This window comes from Mucilaginibacter sp. P4_C11, from assembly GCF_056402115.1.
In genome coordinates this window covers 31,992-50,644 of record NZ_JBFUIA010000010.1, presented here as the reverse complement: position 1 = coordinate 50,644, position 18,653 = coordinate 31,992, and the positions used below count along the sequence as shown (strand labels likewise).

12 protein-coding genes are annotated in these 18,653 nt (G+C 44.5%); 5 read left to right on the top strand and 7 right to left on the bottom strand.

The genetic code is table 11. From position 1 onward, the window contains the following. The first annotated feature begins 255 nt into the window (after window positions 1-255). The 5 genes from AC1DU2_RS11095 (at window position 256) to AC1DU2_RS11075 (ending at window position 6,612) form a co-directional block, all read left to right on the top strand. Complete coding sequence (locus AC1DU2_RS11095; protein WP_477384376.1) at window positions 256-3,159, top strand: response regulator; 2,904 nt, start codon at window positions 256-258, stop codon at window positions 3,157-3,159. 163 nt (window positions 3,160-3,322) lie between these two features. Further along, complete coding sequence (locus AC1DU2_RS11090; protein ID WP_477384374.1) at window positions 3,323-4,663, top strand: serine hydrolase domain-containing protein; 1,341 nt, start codon at window positions 3,323-3,325, stop codon at window positions 4,661-4,663. 10 nt (window positions 4,664-4,673) lie between these two features. After that, window positions 4,674-5,252 carry a cupin domain-containing protein gene (locus tag AC1DU2_RS11085; RefSeq protein WP_477364068.1) on the top strand — a complete coding sequence of 193 codons (579 nt, stop codon included), beginning with the start codon at window positions 4,674-4,676 and terminating at the stop codon, window positions 5,250-5,252. 32 nt (window positions 5,253-5,284) lie between these two features. After that, window positions 5,285-5,767: a YybH family protein gene (locus AC1DU2_RS11080; protein ID WP_477364065.1), complete on the top strand. Its 483-nt coding sequence runs from the start codon at window positions 5,285-5,287 to the stop codon at window positions 5,765-5,767. Between the two features lie 5 nt (window positions 5,768-5,772). After that, on the top strand, window positions 5,773-6,612 hold the full coding sequence (locus AC1DU2_RS11075; protein WP_477384372.1) for a hypothetical protein: 840 nt from the start codon (window positions 5,773-5,775) through the stop codon (window positions 6,610-6,612). 206 nt (window positions 6,613-6,818) lie between these two features. Here the strand turns inward: AC1DU2_RS11075 and AC1DU2_RS11070 are convergent, their stop codons facing one another. The 7 genes from AC1DU2_RS11070 to AC1DU2_RS11040 form a co-directional block, all read right to left on the bottom strand. Next, a complete protein-coding gene (locus tag AC1DU2_RS11070; protein WP_477384370.1) occupies window positions 6,819-9,143 on the bottom strand; it encodes a S9 family peptidase in 2,325 nt (774 codons plus the stop codon). A gap of 438 nt (window positions 9,144-9,581) precedes the next feature. Continuing rightward, on the bottom strand, window positions 9,582-10,220 hold the full coding sequence (locus AC1DU2_RS11065; protein ID WP_477384368.1) for a response regulator: 639 nt from the start codon (window positions 10,218-10,220) through the stop codon (window positions 9,582-9,584). Between the two features lie 214 nt (window positions 10,221-10,434). Beyond that, complete coding sequence (locus tag AC1DU2_RS11060; RefSeq protein ID WP_477384366.1) at window positions 10,435-13,302, bottom strand: sensor histidine kinase; 2,868 nt, start codon at window positions 13,300-13,302, stop codon at window positions 10,435-10,437. Window positions 13,303-13,513: 211 nt separating this feature from the next. Then, complete coding sequence (locus AC1DU2_RS11055; RefSeq protein WP_477384364.1) at window positions 13,514-14,542, bottom strand: class I fructose-bisphosphate aldolase; 1,029 nt, start codon at window positions 14,540-14,542, stop codon at window positions 13,514-13,516. Window positions 14,543-14,913: 371 nt separating this feature from the next. Beyond that, window positions 14,914-16,641 (bottom strand): CocE/NonD family hydrolase, encoded by a 1,728-nt coding sequence (locus AC1DU2_RS11050; RefSeq protein WP_477384362.1) that lies wholly within the window; start codon window positions 16,639-16,641, stop codon window positions 14,914-14,916. An 89-nt stretch (window positions 16,642-16,730) separates the two neighbouring features. Then, a complete protein-coding gene (locus AC1DU2_RS11045) occupies window positions 16,731-17,429 on the bottom strand; it encodes a LytR/AlgR family response regulator transcription factor (protein ID WP_477384360.1) in 699 nt (232 codons plus the stop codon). Continuing rightward, the gene (locus AC1DU2_RS11040; protein WP_477384358.1) at window positions 17,426-18,508 is read right to left on the bottom strand and encodes a sensor histidine kinase; all 1,083 of its coding nucleotides are present in this window, start codon (window positions 18,506-18,508) and stop codon (window positions 17,426-17,428) included. Before AC1DU2_RS11040 ends, AC1DU2_RS11045 begins: the two co-directional genes overlap by 4 nt. Window positions 18,509-18,653 lie beyond the last annotated feature (145 nt).

Sequence of the window (18,653 nt, the reverse complement as noted above, 5' to 3'; positions counted from 1 at the left end):
GTTAACCATGTTATGGGATTAAACCTGCTGACTATTTTCAACTTATGGGTGCTAAGGGTGCACAGTGCCGTGCAACACACTATTAGTTGTTATTAGATTTTTGCGAGCTACGTAATCGATAACGTCATAATAGCACTACTATCTATATTATATATTTGCCATTGCCTTCCCGATTTTAAAGTATTATTTTTGAGAAATAAGTAGTCGCCGGATATTTTTATGTATCGGAGAAATATTTTTCTATATAAGCACGTAATGTATTGCATGGTTTTGGTGTGCCTGGCATTATTGTGCTTTGTAAACCGGGCCGTTGGGCAACAAGCAACCATAATACGCAGCAGCGATTTTGGTAAACATAACCAGGTATTTCTTGATGATTCCCTTTGGTTTTTCCATCCCGGCGAAGTGCCGGGCGGTAGGTTGTCTGTAACCAATACAACGGGCTGGGATACTGTGCACAATACTGTTTTTGGCAAAACCGATGCGCCCCGCCACTGGCGGGGCATGGGCTGGTTTGGTATATGGGTAAAGGCCGATACCGGGCTGATAAACAAAAAACTATTTATCAGTATCAATCACGATGGCGCTTCTGAAATATTTTTTGATGCCAAACCCATAGGCGGTTATGGTAAAGTTGGCCACTCGGCACAGCAAATGGAGGCTATACGTGCTCCAAGGGAACTGATTCCGCTTTGGCTTAACGATACCCGCCCACATTTGCTCACTATCCGTTATTCAAATTTCTTTGGGGTTTATCCCGATTTTTGGGGGTTCCAGCTTTCTATCGGCGATTATTTGAAACGGGCCGAAAAAACAAGTGCCAGCAAAAAACTACTTGACTATTTGCCCATGTTTGCAGCCGCTCAACTTATATTGGGGCTGTTGCATTTTCTATTCTTCCTTTTTTACCCCAGGCAAAAACTCAACGCTTATTACGCGCTGTTTGTGCTACTGATAGGTATAAATGGCATTGCCGTTTACCAATTTTACCTAACGCCGTATCCATCGGTGCAATACTTTGCCGATTTTACTACGTTCGCCTGTAAAGTGCTCATTATGTGGGCGGCTGTATTATTACTTTACGTGCTCAATTACCGTAGGGTGCCGCGGTGGCGTATGATGGCCTTAACTAGTATTACACTGTTTTACCTTACAGAGTATGTTTTAAAGTTTTGTTTTTTTAAGACAGGATCATGGAACGACTTTTTTTCGGTAGCCTATATGGTTTGCATGCTGGATGGATTATGGTCGGCAGCCCAGGTAATTAAGCGGGGGCAAAAGGATGCCTGGCTTATTGGCATCGGTGTAGGCACAATAATATTAGTTTATGTTTTTGCCTGGGATGATATGTTTACCATTTGGCCGTATGGGCTTAATTCCCTGCGTTTGTTTATAATGGGTGCTGGATCACTGGTATTGCCACTTTGTTTATCGCTTTATCTGGCGCTTGATTTTGCACGCACCAATCAAAAGCTTACGGCGAAACTGAGGGAGGTAGAAAATTTATCGGCCCAGGCCCTTGTGCAGGAGGCAGAGAAAACAGAATTGATAGCCACCGAAGCGCGGCGCCTTGAACAAATTGTGCAGCTGCGCACCGCCGAGTTAAAAGAGCAAGCCGATAAGCTACTGGAATTAGACGCGGTAAAATCGCGCTTTTTTGCCAACATTACCCACGAGTTTAAAACACCGCTCACATTAATCATGAACCCTGCCAAGGAGTTATTATATACGCCTACCGGCGATACCAATAAAAACCTCCGGCTAATTATTGCTAATGCCGGGCGCTTGCTTCAATTGATTAACCAACTGCTTGATTTAAGCAAGGTTGAAAGCGGTCTGATGGACATAAATCTTGCGCCTGTAGATTTAGTGGCGCTTGTAAAACAGCACACCCTCTCCTACGAATCGCTGGCTTTACAAAAAGGCATTACCCTCCATTTTACTGCCGACCAGGATGCCTTTTGGATATTGACCGACCGGGATAAAATGGACAAAGTGGTCCTCAACATACTGTCAAACGCGCTAAAATTTACCGACGAAGGAAAGATAGAAATTGCACTATATCAAAACAAGGAAGCCCAAACCAACGCCTTCGCGCTTACTATTAGGGATACCGGTAAAGGCATCGCCGCCGCTAAGCTGCCTTATATTTTTACCCGCTTTTACCAGGCCGATCCGTCGGATACGCGATCGGCAGAGGGCACTGGGATTGGGTTGGCACTTACCAAAGAACTGGTTGACCTGATGGGCGGGCAGATTGGAGCCGAAAGCATCGAGGGCTTATTTACCCAGATCCGTATAGATATGCCATTCCAGCTTGCCGACGCGGTTACAGAATCTATAACAGAAACCCAAACCGGCGAAGTATTTACACCCTTACCTGGTGAAGTATTGGTTGCCGATGAAAGCAGCCCGCTCATCCTGCTGATAGAAGACCATGATGAACTAAGGGAATTTATAAGGCAGTCGCTGGCCGGTAGGTATCGCTTAATTACCGCGGCAGATGGCGAAGAAGGTATAGCCCTTGGCTTGAAACACATCCCCAGCCTGGTTATTACCGACCTGATGATGCCCAAAGTAAGCGGCTACGAGCTGACCACGACGCTAAAAAACGATGAAAGAACCAGTCATGTCCCCATCATTATACTAACCGCTAAAGCCGGTTTGAACAACCGGATACAGGGTATTGAAACCGGCGCCGATGCTTACCTCACCAAGCCCTTTGAGCAGCGGGAACTGCTTGCCCTTATTGAAAACCTGATTACCGTACGCGAGCAATTGCGCCTGCATTACAGCACCCGCGACTTGTGGCTAAAAGATACCATTACCTTGCCATCCATTGAGCAGGATTTTATTGCGAGAATACGCCAAGCTGTTGAAAGCCACCTGAACGAAGAGGGCTACAGCGCCGACCAGCTTGCTTCCGATATGGGACTTAGCCGCACACAATTGCACCGCAAACTAAAAGGTTTAATTGGCCAGGCCCCAGGCGAGCTGATCCGCATAGTTCGTCTGCAATATGCGCACGACCTTTTAGAACGCCGTGTGGCAACAGTATCCGAGGTGGCTTATATGGTTGGTTTTGGCAGCCCTGCCAGCTTTTCGGCCAGCTTCTCGCGCCACTTCGGCTTTGCCCCGAGCAAAGTGGTAGAAGCCTGAGATTTAACTATTAATAATAGTTTTAAAGCAAAATTGTTTCCTGGCGATAAAAATTGCAACAAAATCAAAAGGATTTGCAACAAACGCGAAAGAATTTTTGAGCCTATTTATGTCCCTTTGATTTCCTATAAGGATTTACCGTTAAACAACAAGCCTACTACCTATGAAAAAAATTTATAAATCCGGGATTTACTGCTTTGCGGTGGATATTTTAAAATTTACCAAATTAGTTGCGGTTGCCGGCATGCTGTTTTTTGCCGGCTGCGGCAAAGAGTCGGCCCCGGCAACTAAAACAGACACTGGCACCGGAACGGGTACAGGAGCTGGCACCGGGACGGGAACAGGTACAGGCACTGGCACCGGAACGGGTACAGGAGCTGGCACCGGGACGGGAACAGGTACAGGCACTGGCACCGGGACGGGAACAGTGGTTGACACCCTTACTCCCAGCAAAATTGCTGTAGCTGCTTTAGATGATGAAGTAAATACCTTTATGACTACTTATAACGTACCGTCAGTATCCGTAGCCATCACCAAAGGAGAAAAATTGGTTTACCTGAAAGCGTATGGCATAAGTGATAAAACTAAGGATACCAAAGCGGCGATCAGCGATCGTTACCGGTTAGCCAGTCTTTCAAAGCAATTTACCTCCGTGGCCATTATGAAATTGCTTGATCAGGGTAAAATAAAGCTCACCGACAAAGTATTTGGCGATGGCGCTTTATTGGGCAAAACCTATGGTACAAAAGCCTACGGCGCACATATTACCGACATTACAGTTGATGAACTGCTGCATCATACATCCGGAGGCTGGGGTAATGAAGTGAACGACCCGATGTTCAGTAACCCAACATTGACAGCTGCACAACTCATCACCTGGACTTTAGACAACCGCCCCCTTGACCATGTACCGGGTACTAATTACGATTACTCGAACTTTGGGTATTGCATATTAGGCCGCGTGATAGAAAAAATTACCGGGCAAACCTATGAGGAAGCGGTGAAAACATTGGTATTAACACCTATCGGAATTACGGATATGACTATCGGCGGAAACACATTTGCCCAGAAACTACCCAAAGAAGTTACCTATTACGGCCAATATGGCGAAGATCCTTATGCCTACAATATCAGCAGAATGGACTCGCACGGAGGATGGGTTGCCACCGCTGCCGACCTGGCCAGGTTCCTGGTTTATGTTGATAAATTTCCGGTACGTACGGATATTCTTTCTTCAACGGCGTTAACAACCATGTATACAGGCTCAACAGCCAATGCAACTTATGGATGCGGCTGGGGCATTGCAGGCAATAACTATTATCACACAGGAAGTTTACCCGGAACAGCCACCGAGCAGGCCCGCCTCGAAAATGGATTTAACTTTGTGATTTTGACCAATACGCGCAGTTTGAAAGTCAAATTTGACAATGACCTGGACCAGATATTCTGGAAAGCTTACGCCAAAAATCCAACCTGGGCCGCAGATGATTTATTCATTAAATAATCACTAAACTATGAAACGTAAAACTTTCCTCCGAATACTATCCGTAACCGGCACCGTTTTAGCCAGCCCGATCAACAGCATCGCCAAAAGTTATACTATGCTTAGGGAAAAAACCGGCTATAAAATAGATTCCGGGACCGACCGCTTCCAAAAACCTATCAAGCTGTTTGATGGAGATACTTTTTACACCAAAGTATCTGCCAACGACACCGATGGCGATTTGTATGTGTATGAATCATCGCGTGTAAAAAAAGGAGGCCCCAACCTGCACCTTCATTATAACCAGGACGAATGGTGGTATATTTTGGAAGGTGAGTTTGTAATAAAAGTGGGCGATAAAATGCACCATGTTAAGCCCGGCGACAGTGTGTTTGGTCCGCGTGGAGTGCCCCATGCGTTTTCGAAGGTTGGAGAAGGTGTCGGGCGTATGCTTACTACTTTTCAGCCGGCAGGTAAAATGGAGGCGTGTTTTATAGCGATAAGCGAAGGGCAAATGAAAGGCAAGCCCGAAGCCGAGCAGGACGAATTCAGGAAACAGCACGGCTTTGAGCGGGTTGGGCCGCCAATTGACATCCTGAAAGCTTTTTAAACCCCAATCTATTTACCGTATAATAAATACCTATGAAATTCATTAGTTTTAAGTTAGTAATAGTTAGCCTGTGCTGGCTGTATGGCTTTAATGCCTACAGCCAGCAAACAGACACCACTAAGGAAAACCCGCAGATAAGGCAGCTTATTAAAAATTACGAAGATGCCTGGAACCGCCACGACCCTAAAGGCCTGGCCGATAATTATACCGTTGATGCCACCTGGGTAAACTGGTTTGGTGCTTATTATAAAGGGCGGGATGATATTCAATTTCATTATCAGCAAGTACACACCACGTACTTTAAAGCCACTCATTATTATACCCGCGCAGTTGAAGATATTACCTATCCGTATCCTAACCTGGCTATTTCGCACGTGCGTACAGGCCTAGATAATGACGAACGGTTTCCCGGCCAAATGTTTGAGTTCAGGAGAATGATTGTACTGGTAAAACGCGATGGTTCCTGGAAGATCCTCGCCGGGCAAAATGCCAAACTGGAAAAAGGAATAAAATAATTGACATGTATAACGATTCTACCACATGTAAACAAAAACTGAGCCTGGCATACCTATGGCTTGTTCCACCGGTAACCATGGCTGTTGGTTTTGGCATAGGTTCGGTAAGTTATAAATTTTATTTACCCATTTGGGGGTTAAATGCCTGTCTGATGACCTTCTCCGCATATAACCTTGGTGTACACCGGCTTTGGAAACAAGATGGAACAGGCAGGCAACAGGTTATTACCGCGCTGTTACTATTTATACCATGGTTGTTATTTTCCATCTTTGCGGGCATGGGCCCGCCACCGGCAACACTGCAGGGCTGGGTTAATACCGCTGCCGAACAGCAAACACGCTACACGATCCTTATAGCAGGCGGAATTTTACTTTTGTTGGGTGCCGCCCTGCTGAAAACCCGTTTGCAAGAAGCAGGCGAAAATCTATATTCGGAATTAGCGTTCACAGCGTTGAGTATAGCAATGCCCTTGTTTGTGATCAATATGGCATTCTGGGGTTATTACCTTACAGATGCTTTCCGGGTATTTGCTGCAAATCCGGCTGCGAAACGCCCGGATTTGTACGTTGCCATAAAAAGTTTATTTTATGTGATCAGCGTGGCCGAAGTTATATTGTTTTACCTGGGCATCCTCCTTTTTGCGGTGGCGCTCAAAATAACTGGCTCACTTAGCAAACCTGCATCCCGTTGGTATATAGGCTGCAGTTTAATTGCCATTTTGCTGGAACTAATACCTCCTTCCTGGCCAGAACCTTTTGGCACAGCAGGCTACCTGGTAGCTATTCCCGCCATTCCGTTTGTGATGTATTATCTTATTGGGGTGCGCTTACTTCTTCGATGGTAAAATGGTACACTTATAGTTTTGTGCTGCTTAACTTTGCCTCATGGCCGGTATTGAATATAAATCTGGCCTACAAAAAGTTACAGCATTGAAGTAACAATAGGGAAAATATAGTGTTTTAAAAGCCAGTTATTAAAAAACATAAAGCCCCTGAACTATACGAAGCTTTTAGTTTCGTATAGTTCAAGGGCAATACTTTTTTTTCAAAATTATTGTATTTTATTCCTCGGATCTGTCTTGGATTTCAATACATATTCGTGCGGTGTTTCAACACCCAACAGGTTTTTCACAAAGTAATCCCAGCGGCGGCGCATCATGTAAGGCGAGTAAGGGCCATAACCATGCGGCATGTTGGGGAATACTACTAAATCATAGTCTTTATTGGCTTTTTCCAACGCTTCAATAACCAAAAGGGTATTGTAGGGCGGAACGTTATTGTCCATTAAACCGTGGGCCAGCATTAGCTTGCCTTTTAAGTTTTTGGCATAAGTCTCATTGGCGTGGGCGGCATAATCGGAGTTTGATACCAGGCCATCGTACCGTTCGCCCCAGTCATCCTCGTAGTTACGATTGTCATGATTGCCCGATTCGGAAATACCCACCTTAAAGAAATCCGGGTAACGGAACATGGCCGCAGCTGTTGCAAAGCCGCCGCCCGAGTGGCCCCATATGCCTACTTTATTGGTGTCAATAGGGTATTGTTTTGATAATTGCCTGATACCAGCAATCTGATCCGGCAAGGTATTTTCAGACATGTTACCGTAGCTCATGTCGTGGTAACTTTTTGAACGCAGCGGGTTACTGGTGCCTTCAATTACTACCACAATAAAACCCAGTTCGGCTAATGCCTGGTTATCGCCTCTTGAAGCCACAAACGACCAGCTGCCTACGCTCCCGCCCTGCGGGCCCGGGTATATGTAATCAATAACCGGATATTTTTTACCGGCATCCATGTTGGTTGGCGTAAAAATCAGTCCGTAAATATCAGTTTTACCATCACCGGCAATCAATTTAACCGGGGTTGGCGCTTTCCAGCCGGTAGCGGTTAGCCTTGATACATCGGCTTTTTCCAGGTTGGTTATCAGCTTACCATCCATACTGCGTAAAACGGTAACAGGCGGAACGTCTGGTTTAGAATAGCTGTCAACAAAATAACCGCCACCTGGCGATAATGTAGTATTGTGGTTGCCTTCTTCGGGTGTTAACACCGCGAAGTGTTTACCATCAAATCCAGCTTTACATAACTGGCTGTAGTATGGGTTCTCTTTTTCAAGGCCACCGGCAATAAAATAAACTGTACGGGTTTTCTCATCAACTTTTAATACCCGGGTTACTACAAAATCGCCTTTGGTAATTTGATTTTTTACTTTACCGGTGGCTGCATCGTATAAATACAAATGGCCCCAGTTGTCGCGCTCAGAAAACCAGATGATCTCGTTGGTTTTGGGTAAAAACTTCCAGTTGATAGCTCCCCAGCCCGATTCGTACTGAGTTTTAACGGTTTCTTCAAAAATCTCTTTAACGGCGCCAGTTGCGGCATCGGCAATGCGGAATTTCTCGTTTTTATGATCACGCGAGGTGGATACAAAGGCCAGCTTTGATGCGTCAGCGCTCCAATCCACATCATCAAATGTGCCGCTGCTGCTGATGTCGTCGCTCAGGGTAGCACGGTGTGCATCCGGCGGCACCTGCAGGGTAATTACCTTAGGATGATCCACTTCAATAATCACCCTGGTTATCATGGCAATTTCATCGCCCGGCAAAGGGTATTTCCATTGCTTCAATACCGGCTTGCCCACGTTGGTGGTAACAAGGTACATATCGCTTACCTTACGCTGATCCTGCTTAAAGGTGGCTATCTTCTTTGAATCCGGTGACCAGCGTAAAATTGCCGCGTCGGAGTTTTGCCAACCGGCATTATCTGTGGCGTAGCCAAAATCTTTAATACCGTCGGTAGTTAGCTGGGTTTGGCTGCCTGTTTTTGTATCGCGCACCCAAAGGTTGTAGTCCTTGATATAGGCAGCCCGGCTGCCATCTGGCGATAATACTTCTTCTGTTTTGCCCCTGCGTCCGCCAGGCTGCATGCGGCCGTGTTCCTGTTCCACGCCGGGAGTAACCAGGTCTGTGGCCAGGTCATACTGCCAGTGTTTATCGGCTGCCGTAAACATTATTTTTTTACCATCGGCCGAGAAACTGATGGTTTGAAAAGGCAGCATATTACCGTCGTATTTGTTGCCGGAAGCCGCCGAAAGCAGCTGGGCCAGTTTCTGATGGTCAAAGGCTGCTTCGCGCGTTTTTTTAACCGGGTCAACCAATACAAATTCGCTGCCCTGTGCGGTGAGTACGCGGTACCAGAATTTATCGCCCGGTAACCAGTTAGGCCTTACATCGGCCCGGTCAACAAACGGGGCGGTATTGTACGACATAAAACTTTCGGCATGTTCATAATCCTTTGTGGTTAAGGGGTTACCCTGCTGGGCATACGCCGACATAACCCAGGCAAACGCCGGAATGGTGAGTAAATATTTATTCATGAGTGTCAACTTATGTTTAAAGCGCAAATTAATGCTTTTTTTTATTTGAACGTGTTTAAAGATTGTTACAGAGCGGAAAGAATTAAGAGGCAAGAATCAAGAGTTAAGACTTTTGGATGTAAGGGCTAAAGGCCGATGAGATGAGTGTCGAACTTAAAAAAGCCGGCCGGTCATTTAACCGGCGGGCTTAACTATGTAAAACTATAAAGAAAACTAATAATGAGCGGCTGGCAGGAAAACGTTGTTAAACAGTTTCCTGCTGGTATGGCCGCATGTTTATGATATAATAAGGGTAAGGGATTGACTTTTATTAAAAAGCTGCATTAAAAACAAACCTCTTCCGTTTAATACACGCTATTTGATATCAAATGTAAACACCTGCTCAAGCAGTATAAATAACATGTTTGGGGTATTTTTCAAGAATAGTGTATGTGCCCTTCAATAGGACGAGTTTTTGGAATTAAACTCATTAACCAGCTGTATGCGGCTATTAATCTGGAGTTTGCGGTAAATATTTTTAATGTGCTGCCGTACGGTATCGGGCGAGATGAATAAGCGATGGGCTATTTGTTTATAGGTATCGCCAACAATAAGCAATTTGGCAACTTCCTGCTCGCGCGCGGTTAACTGTTCGTTACTTTCGGGCTCGGCAGCCATGGGCTTTGCAGCAAAATAAGCCACAACTTTTTTGGCCACCACGGGGCTCATAGGTGCGCCGCCATCCAACACATCCATGATGGCCGCCTTTAGCTTTGTTAATGGAGTGTTTTTTAACAGGTAGCCGCTTGCACCTGCCTGTAATGCTTTGAATATGCGGTCCTTCTCTTCATACACCGTTAACATCAGGATATTTACAGCCGGCCATTTTTGTTTAATGCGGAAAGCGCCTTCAATCCCTGTCATGCCCGGCAGCTCTATGTCCAGCAGGATAACATCGGGACTACGATTTTTGGCTGCCATAAATTCTTCGACGCTGCCATAGCATTGCACATTGCCAAACTCGGCCTGCATCTGCAGAAACTGCGCGACACTGTTCCTGATGTAAACATCATCTTCAATTACCGAAATGGCTATCATACATCGTAAAGTTGTATAAAAAAACTGGCTGCTTATATAACATGATTAGGGTATCTTTTGAATTGAGTTGGGAAGTCGGGAAAGTCTGGGAAGTCCGAAAGAGTAAAAGTTGCAAATTTGGTAAGGGTTGCAAATTTTGAACCTGGCAACTTCCCAACTTGGGACCTGCTGACTTCCCAACTTTCGGACTTCACTGACTTCCGGACTTCCTCCCTTACCACTTTTTCATTTTTATAATCACCAGAAACAGGTCCTCCCCGGTAACAATATTAACGCTGCCTTTTATCCTTTCGGCCCGCATTTTCATATTTTTTAGGCCCTGACCAGTATAATTACTTGTTTTTGTTTGCGCGTTGATGGTGTTTTTTATGGTGATGGTCATACCCGACGTGCGATTTTTCAACTCAATCCAAACTTCGGGATGGTGGTTGTGCTTTAAAATATTATTGATGGCCTCCTTAAATATCAGGTAAACATTTTGTCTTATCAGCTGCGGCAGGTCTACAACCTTATCAAGCCCGGTTGCTTCAAAGTGTACCTCGGCATTGTCCTCCAGCATCACAAAGGCATGCTGCCTCATGCGTAGCAACAAATCTTCCTTGTTATCGTTACGCGCATCTATTGACCAAATGATATCAGATATGGATGCGATAGCGTTCTTGCTATCGTCCGAAATATGTTCAATTACCTTGGCATCTGCCGACTGCCTGATGTGCATGAGCTCGCTGCTCATAGATATCCGGGTAAGCGCGCTGCCAATTTCGTCATGCAAATCGCTGGCTATAGTTGTACGTACCAACTGTTCTTTACGGATTTGATCCAGCCTTGCCAGCCAGGCCGCGTATATTAATAGCCCGATGATGGCAATTACAACCACATCAAAATACCAGGTTTGATAAAAATGCGGCACCACAATGATGGTTTTGTTAAGCCAGTAACGCGAATTAACAGCCGATGCAAACCGGGCCTGCAAAGTATATTTACCTGGGGACAGGCTGTAGAAGCTAATCTCGTCGGCAAGGTCGGCTTTACGCCACGTGCTATCCAGTTCGCGCAGGCGGAAAAGAAATTTACCCTGGTGCCAAATATTATTGCCGGCAAACTTTAAGCCCATAAATACATCGCCTGGATAAAGGGTGATACCGGGTTGTTGGTAGGCAAACAAATTGGTTTCGCCAGGCAACACACCGTTTGATCCTTTTTTGAAATAGGAAAGCTTAACCATATCGGCCTCCTTACTTTTGGCCAGGGAGTAATGCTCCATATCAATAAACAAAAGCCCTCCTACTCCGCCCATAATCAGCTGGTGGCGCGTTTCGTCGTAAAAAATAGCCGAGTGATTAAGTTCCTGGCTGTACTCTTCATAATCCGGCGGGCTTATGGCCAGCATACCGGCATGGGTATCAAAAACGCTAAGACCACCGTTGGTACCGGCAAAAATGAGCCCGTTAGCGTTATACAACGAGTAAACAAACTCGCCGGCAAGTCCGTTGCTAAACCTAACCTGGTTTAGCACTTTACCGCCGAAGTTTATTTTCACCAGGCCGTTGGCGGCAGTACCCAGCCAAACGCCATCCTTTTCGGGGAGCATGCTATAAATGGTCATTCTACCCGTTTGCGGATAGATCCTCTTTAACACGGTATCATTTTCAAGCCTGAATAAGCCATTAGCACTGGCTATCCACCATTGGTTATTAATCTTTTTTATCTGCTTAACAAACCCTAAACTATCCTTGCGGAAAAGTTTTTGAAGCTGCCATTGTTGGTTTGCCTGTTTTGATATTCGGTACATGACAAACGCGGTACCGGCCAAAAAACTATCTCCATCCTTTGCCAGGCTAAAACCATAGGTACGCTGGCTGGGATTGCTCAAAAAGGTCATTTGATCGGTATCGGTATTAAGTGTTGCAAAACCCACCCCGCCCTCAATCCCTAATAAAAGCGAATGATCATCAATGCGGCTGATGCAGTAAACCACATTAGTACTTACTTCATGAATACTTCCTGTAGTGTCAACCGCAAAAAAACCGCCATAAACGCCCACATATAGCTTGCCGTTAGCCATCCGGTAAATGCTGCGTACACTTTTCTTTTTAAAAAAGCTGCTAATTACTGCGTTCTGTTTATTGTTATAGCTATTACCAGCATCGGCAATCAATTCAAAAATGCCCCGGTTGGTAGCCACCAATAATTTATCTGAATGAATTTCGGGGGCGATATTTTTTACAATATCGGCCTGCCCCACAAATGGCGACTGCTGTATTTTAAAAAACCGGGAATCGGCTTGCAGGGAGCCTGCTTCGTCCTGTAGTAATATAAATTCATCGTGCAATAAACGTATCATGGCTATACCATCGCCCTTGTATACATACACCTGCTGCAGCGTTTTTTTGTCGAAGATGATAAAGCCATTACCAAATTTATCCAATATATATTTTGAGGATACCAGGATAGCTTTTGATTGTGTAAACTTAAACGATGGATTACCCTGCACCTTAACCGTATCGCCCGGGCCCGCAAAAAAATGGCCATCTTTTAAACGGGCAATTTTTTCGTTGTAACAAAGGTATACGCTGCCATCGGCATCAACTTTAAAATTTTGCAGCGTTTCTTTGCCCAGCCAATGAACTATATTGGGATCTTTTTTTTCTTTTATCACCATTTGATGCGCAAAAAACCATTTTTGCCCCCTGCGGCCATAAAACTCAAGTTCACCTTTCGGGGTTTTATAAAAACCTGCCGGTGGCGTATCTATCTCATATTTAATTAGCTGTAAAGTTTTTGTATTGTAGGTAAATAAAAGGCTTTTGGCATCCTCTTCAAAAAAAATCAGCAAATAATCGTCATGGGCATAAATGTAATCGGGCACGGCACTTTGAGGCAAATCGGCATAATGAGAGTTAAAAGGCTGCACAGTTGTACCATCAAACCGCCAAATACCCTGGCTGTTGATAAACCATATAAAGCCCTCTTTATCCTGGGTAATATCTTTTATTTCGGAATACTTAAAAGGTGCCGGAAGATCTATTTTTTTTGCATGGTAATACGACTGGGCGCCGGCATTAAAAACCACGCCTGTCATCAAAAAAATAATTATGGGCAGTAATTTAAAAAACTGTAAAAAGGATCGGCTGGTATTGGCTAACATATTTACTCAGGGGCATTTAACACCTCTAAAATATAATATTTAACCAACTATTTTATGTCCCGTATATATTTAACAAAAAGATCAAGACAGCCTGATATGCAGTTCAAGTCAAAATTATTATTGAGGGTTGCAGGCTTTGACAAAATCACTTTCCGTTCACTTCCATATCGGCAGTATACACACCCATTTTGGCTGCGCTGTTACAGGCTGCGCGGTGTACTAATGCACGTTGGGCAGCAACAATATTTTCGTCGTTTCCCTTCCAAAGTTCCAGCGCAGGTTGCTGTATCGCCCGCGAAAAAGAATAGGTAAGCACCCAGGGCATCACATCGCCAAAGCGGGTATGCATTCGGTTTAAACGCTCGGATGCAAGCGCGGCCGATTGCCCACCCGACAAGAAAGCTATTCCCGGTACCGATGCCGGTACCGTTTTTAAAAAGCATTTAACCGTTGCTTCGGCCACTTCATCGAGCCCCGGTTTTTCGGCACTGTCCTCTCCCGGTAATATCATATTAGGTTTCAGGATCATGCCTTCCAGGTCAACACGGTGCTGGTATAAGGCGTTAAAAACAGCATGTATTACCTCGGTAGTAACCTCCGCGCATCGTTGCAATGAATGATTGCCGTCCATCACCACTTCGGGCTCCACTATGGGTACCAAACCAGCTTCCTGGCAAAACATCGCGTAGCGGGCAAGGGTATAAGCATTTGCTTTGATGCAGGTTGATGACGGGATATCGGCACCTATAGTAATAACAGCCCTCCATTTGGCAAAACGGGCTCCCATTTGATAGTAATTTTTTAAACGGTCGCCCAGGCCGTCTAAGCCTTCGGTGATCTTTTCGCCGGGGAAACCCACCATGGGAATGGCACCTTCATCAACTTTAATGCCCGGAATTATCCCTTTACCCTTCAAAATATCTATGAACAGCGTGCCATCGGCAGTACTTTGATGGATGGTTTCATCAAACAGGATTGCACCACTAATGTATTCCTCCAATCCTGGCGCGTTTACAATCAGATCCCGGTATTTGCGGCGGTATTCTTCGGTTTGGGGAATGCCCAGTTCCTCGAAACGCTTGTTACAGGTGGTGGTGCTTTCGTCCATGGCCAGCAAGCCTTTATTGCCTTGCATTAGTTGGTAAGCAATGGTTTTTAATGTCGATGTATCCATAATCATCCTTGTGTTAAGCAGGTATAACAACTAACACTAATAGAGCCCGACTTGTTTTATAATTGAGAATATGCTGTTTTTTTTGACGCAATATTTACATGCAGTGTGCTGTTCGTAAATATGACCCGTTGATGCCGGAACAAAAAACGGCCACAACAGATGTTAATTAATTAACAATCAAATATATTGGCCAACAACAGGCACAAATATTTGGATGCTAAATTGGGCGATCATTTTAGTGTTAACCATGATTAAATATAAAACATTGATTATCAAATAATTATAAATAAAATATCTGAAATATGTTAAGTTATGTTAACCCAATTAGATGCGTTAGCCCTGCGTGTGCGACACAGTTTGTGGTACAGTAATTATTTTGATACCGGAACCTCTATATAACTGCTGTTGTACCATTTTACTTTAAGTGGTGTTTTGGCATCGTTAATATTTTCAAAGCTTACATCTTTGCCGGTACCATAGTTAACCTGGCAAAAATTATTTTTGTTTACGTTGATAATCACCAACAAACGGCTGCCTTTGCGCAGTTGCCTGCTTACCACCTTGGTGTTTGAAAACGGCAGCATTGTTATTTTGCCCGGTTGAAGCAGTTTTCGGTTGCTAATATCCCACGAATAGCTGGCCCGCCCCAAAAAGTAGGTAAGCTCAAAATATTCGCCGTTGGGCATCACTTCATAAAGCACTACGCTATAGTCAAAATCCTTCTTGTTGATAGCAGCAGTAATTTGGCCCAGGAACGCGCCGTTCACAATTAGCGGTTGTTTCAAGCTATCGCTTATGAAGGTAAAACCATTGCTGTAAATATCTTTTTGAATAATGGGGAACGGATAAGCGTAATTATTGGAAGTAGTACGGTCGGCAAAGTCAACTTCCTGTTCAAGATATGCTGGTGTGATTGGCTTTTGGAAGGATAACCTAAACTGATCATCTTTTTTTACATTGCTGAGGTAAAGCCGGAGCATGCTTTGGTGCATTTTATCCAGAGATGGGGCATGGTCCCATCGGTTGGCCCCCATAACCTCGTAGTTGATCCTGTCTTTGATGATGGCCGGCTTTTTGCCTTGTTTCATGATATAATCAAACCACTCAAAAGTAATTGCTTTGGTGTTGATGATAGCTACTGAATCAACCTGGTAGCCCCGTAAAACACGCTCTCCCCCTCTTTGTGTGCCAAAATGATCATACGGGCCAAGTATCAGGTAATAGTTGGCCCTGGGGTTGTATTTGGCCAACTGGCGCAGGTAATACAAGCCGGATGTTTGCCCGTCGTCATAATAACCATCAAAAGCCAGCACCGGGATATTGATTTTTTCAAATTCCTTACCGTAGGGAATCATGGATTGCCAGTATTTATCAAAACCTGGGTGCTTAAGCCAGCGTTGCAGCCATTTATTTGGTGCATGGTCAACACTATCAATTTTATTGTAGGCCGCGCCACTTTGATACCAGTTTTCGCTCAAATTACGCCAGCGCTGCTGGTTGTTGTAGGTAGCGGTATCGAGGTATTTATTATTGCTTACATAAAAGGCCCAGCCATAATTGGCGTTAATGAACACATTATTTTCCATAGGCAGCCCCATGCCAGGAATTGCCGAGACATAAGGCACAATGGTTTTAAGCGCCGGATGCACTTTATATTTTAAACCCGCCCATTGCGCAAAGCCCGAATAACTGCCCCCATACATCCCCACTTTGCCGTTGCTCCAGCTTTGTTTGCTTATCCAGTCAATCACCCAATAAACATCTTCTGCATCGTGCTCATAAGGTACTACTTCTTCGGGGCTTAAACGCTTGCCGCGCACGTCGGCCACTACGCCCACGTAGCCATGATCGGCAGCGTATTTGGCTTCAGTCAAACTTCTTTTAGTATCCGAGTAAATAAAAAACAGCAATGCCGCAGGTTGCGGCCCGGCTAAATCGCGCCGGCGCACAACAACAGCCGATAACGTATGCCCCTGTGGGGTTTTAATAAGCACGCTATCATTAATAACATACTTTTCCACGCCGGCATCAGGCAATTTTTGGGCAAAAAGAGTTGCCCCCTGGCTTATTAAAGCCAGTAATAGCATTAGTTTTTTCATGATTTTTTTGTTTAAAGCTGAAGGCCTAAAGCCCAAAGCCTGTTGTTTTTTTGTTTCTGCTCAATGCATTTAGCTTTCTGCCTTATGCTTTAAGCCTTCAGCTTCCCCTTGAACTTTACAGATTGCCTTTCCGACACTTCAACTACCTGCCCGTTTTTTAAACTGATGTTCAGCTTTCCGCCTGGCAGATGGCTAATTTGATCGATATAGGCCAGGTTGATGATTTGCGCACGGTTTACTCTGAAAAAAGTGGTTGCGTCCAACCTTTCTTCCATCTGGTTTAGTGAGCGTTTCAGGAATGTTTTTTTATCGCCAAAATATAATACCGCGTAATTGTCCATCGATTCAACCAGGTGAATTTCATCTGTTTTTAAAAAATAGCATTTGCTGCCGTCTTTTATAAAAATCTGCCTGTTATCTGTGGTTGTGTTTAGCTTAGCCCTCACTTTTTCCATTGCTTTGGCAAAACGTTCATCACGGATAGGTTTTACCAAATAATCAAGCGCATCAGCCTCAAATGCTTTTACAGCATATTGGTCAAAGGCAGTAGTAAAAATAACTTCGGGCACAATATCCAGCATTTCCAACAAGTCGAACCCCGATTTTTCGGGCATTTGCACATCCAGGAACACCAATTGAGGCTGATGTTTTTGTATTAAAAGCTTTGCATCATCGGCATTTACTGCCTCGGCAACAATTTCTACATCAGGGTAATAACTTAGCGCCGTCCTAACCTCTTCGCGGGCAAGTCGCTCGTCATCCACAATAATTACCTTTATCTTTTTCATGATACCGGCATAATAAGTGTTGATGAAACTTTATCGCCATATGCCTCCTCCATTACAAAACTGGCCTGGTTTTGATATTGTAGCAGTAAACGATCTTGCAGGTTTTTTAAACCAAGCCTGTGCTCGTTACCTACAGAAATGAGCCTACCGGGGTTTAAAACGGTGACATGGATTTTTCCGTCGGTGTTTTTTATAGTTATTTTAATTTCGCCGCCATCTTTCTGTTGCGCAATACCGTGTTTTACAGCGTTTTCAACCAGTGTTTGAATGCTTAGCGGAGGTATTAAAAAATGTTGTATCCCTTGTTCCATATCAACGGAGAACTGCAATCTTTCCTCAAAACGGATTTTTTCAAGTTCCAGGTAATCACTCACCAAATTAACCTCGTCATGTAAGGATATAAGCCTTGCATGACCGCCATACAAGGTGGCGCGCAGCAAATCGGACAGTAAATCTATAGCCCGCCGGGCTTTGGCCGGGTTGGTGCTTGTTAATGCTTTAACACTATTGAGGGCGTTGAAAAAGAAATGCGGGTTAAGTTGTGCCGATAGTTGCTGCATCTGCGCATCGCGGGCAACTACCTGTAAACGGGCATTATCGGTAGCGGTGCCAATCTCCATCAGCGCATAATAGTACAGGTGAAAAGCCAGTACCCAAATGGCCATCAATCTAATACCTGTGGCCAACAACACCACGTAGCTTTGACTAAAAAAAGCCCAAAAACTCTCGCTGTAAGCAAATGTAAAATAATAGCGAGCTGCGTACAGCTTAACAGTAACCAGCAGCATGTAACATACACCCATTAAAAGCACCGCCGGAATAAGGCGCACAGCCATGTTTTGCACTTTTAAATGAGTGTAGTTAAACCTATGCGCAAAGCAATAATAAGCATGGGTAATCAGGATGCCAATGCCGATATCAAGCACAAAATGAATCAGCGCAAGTGTGTAACTATATTGCCCGCTATGGCCGCCGGCATACATTTGCATCCAGGCCGAAAAACCCCAGAACAAACCAGCTAACGACCAACCAATGAGCTGACATGACCAATATAACGATATGTTCTTTTTCTGTTTCACTGTTGATGATTCGCTGCTTAACAAAACAAACCAACAAAAACTATTTGGTAATATAAAGCAAAAATACATGAGCGCGGCTGTTTGGGGATAAACGGGAATTTAAAGCCAATCTTTGGTTTTCCGGACCAGTTTAGCGCATGTGCGA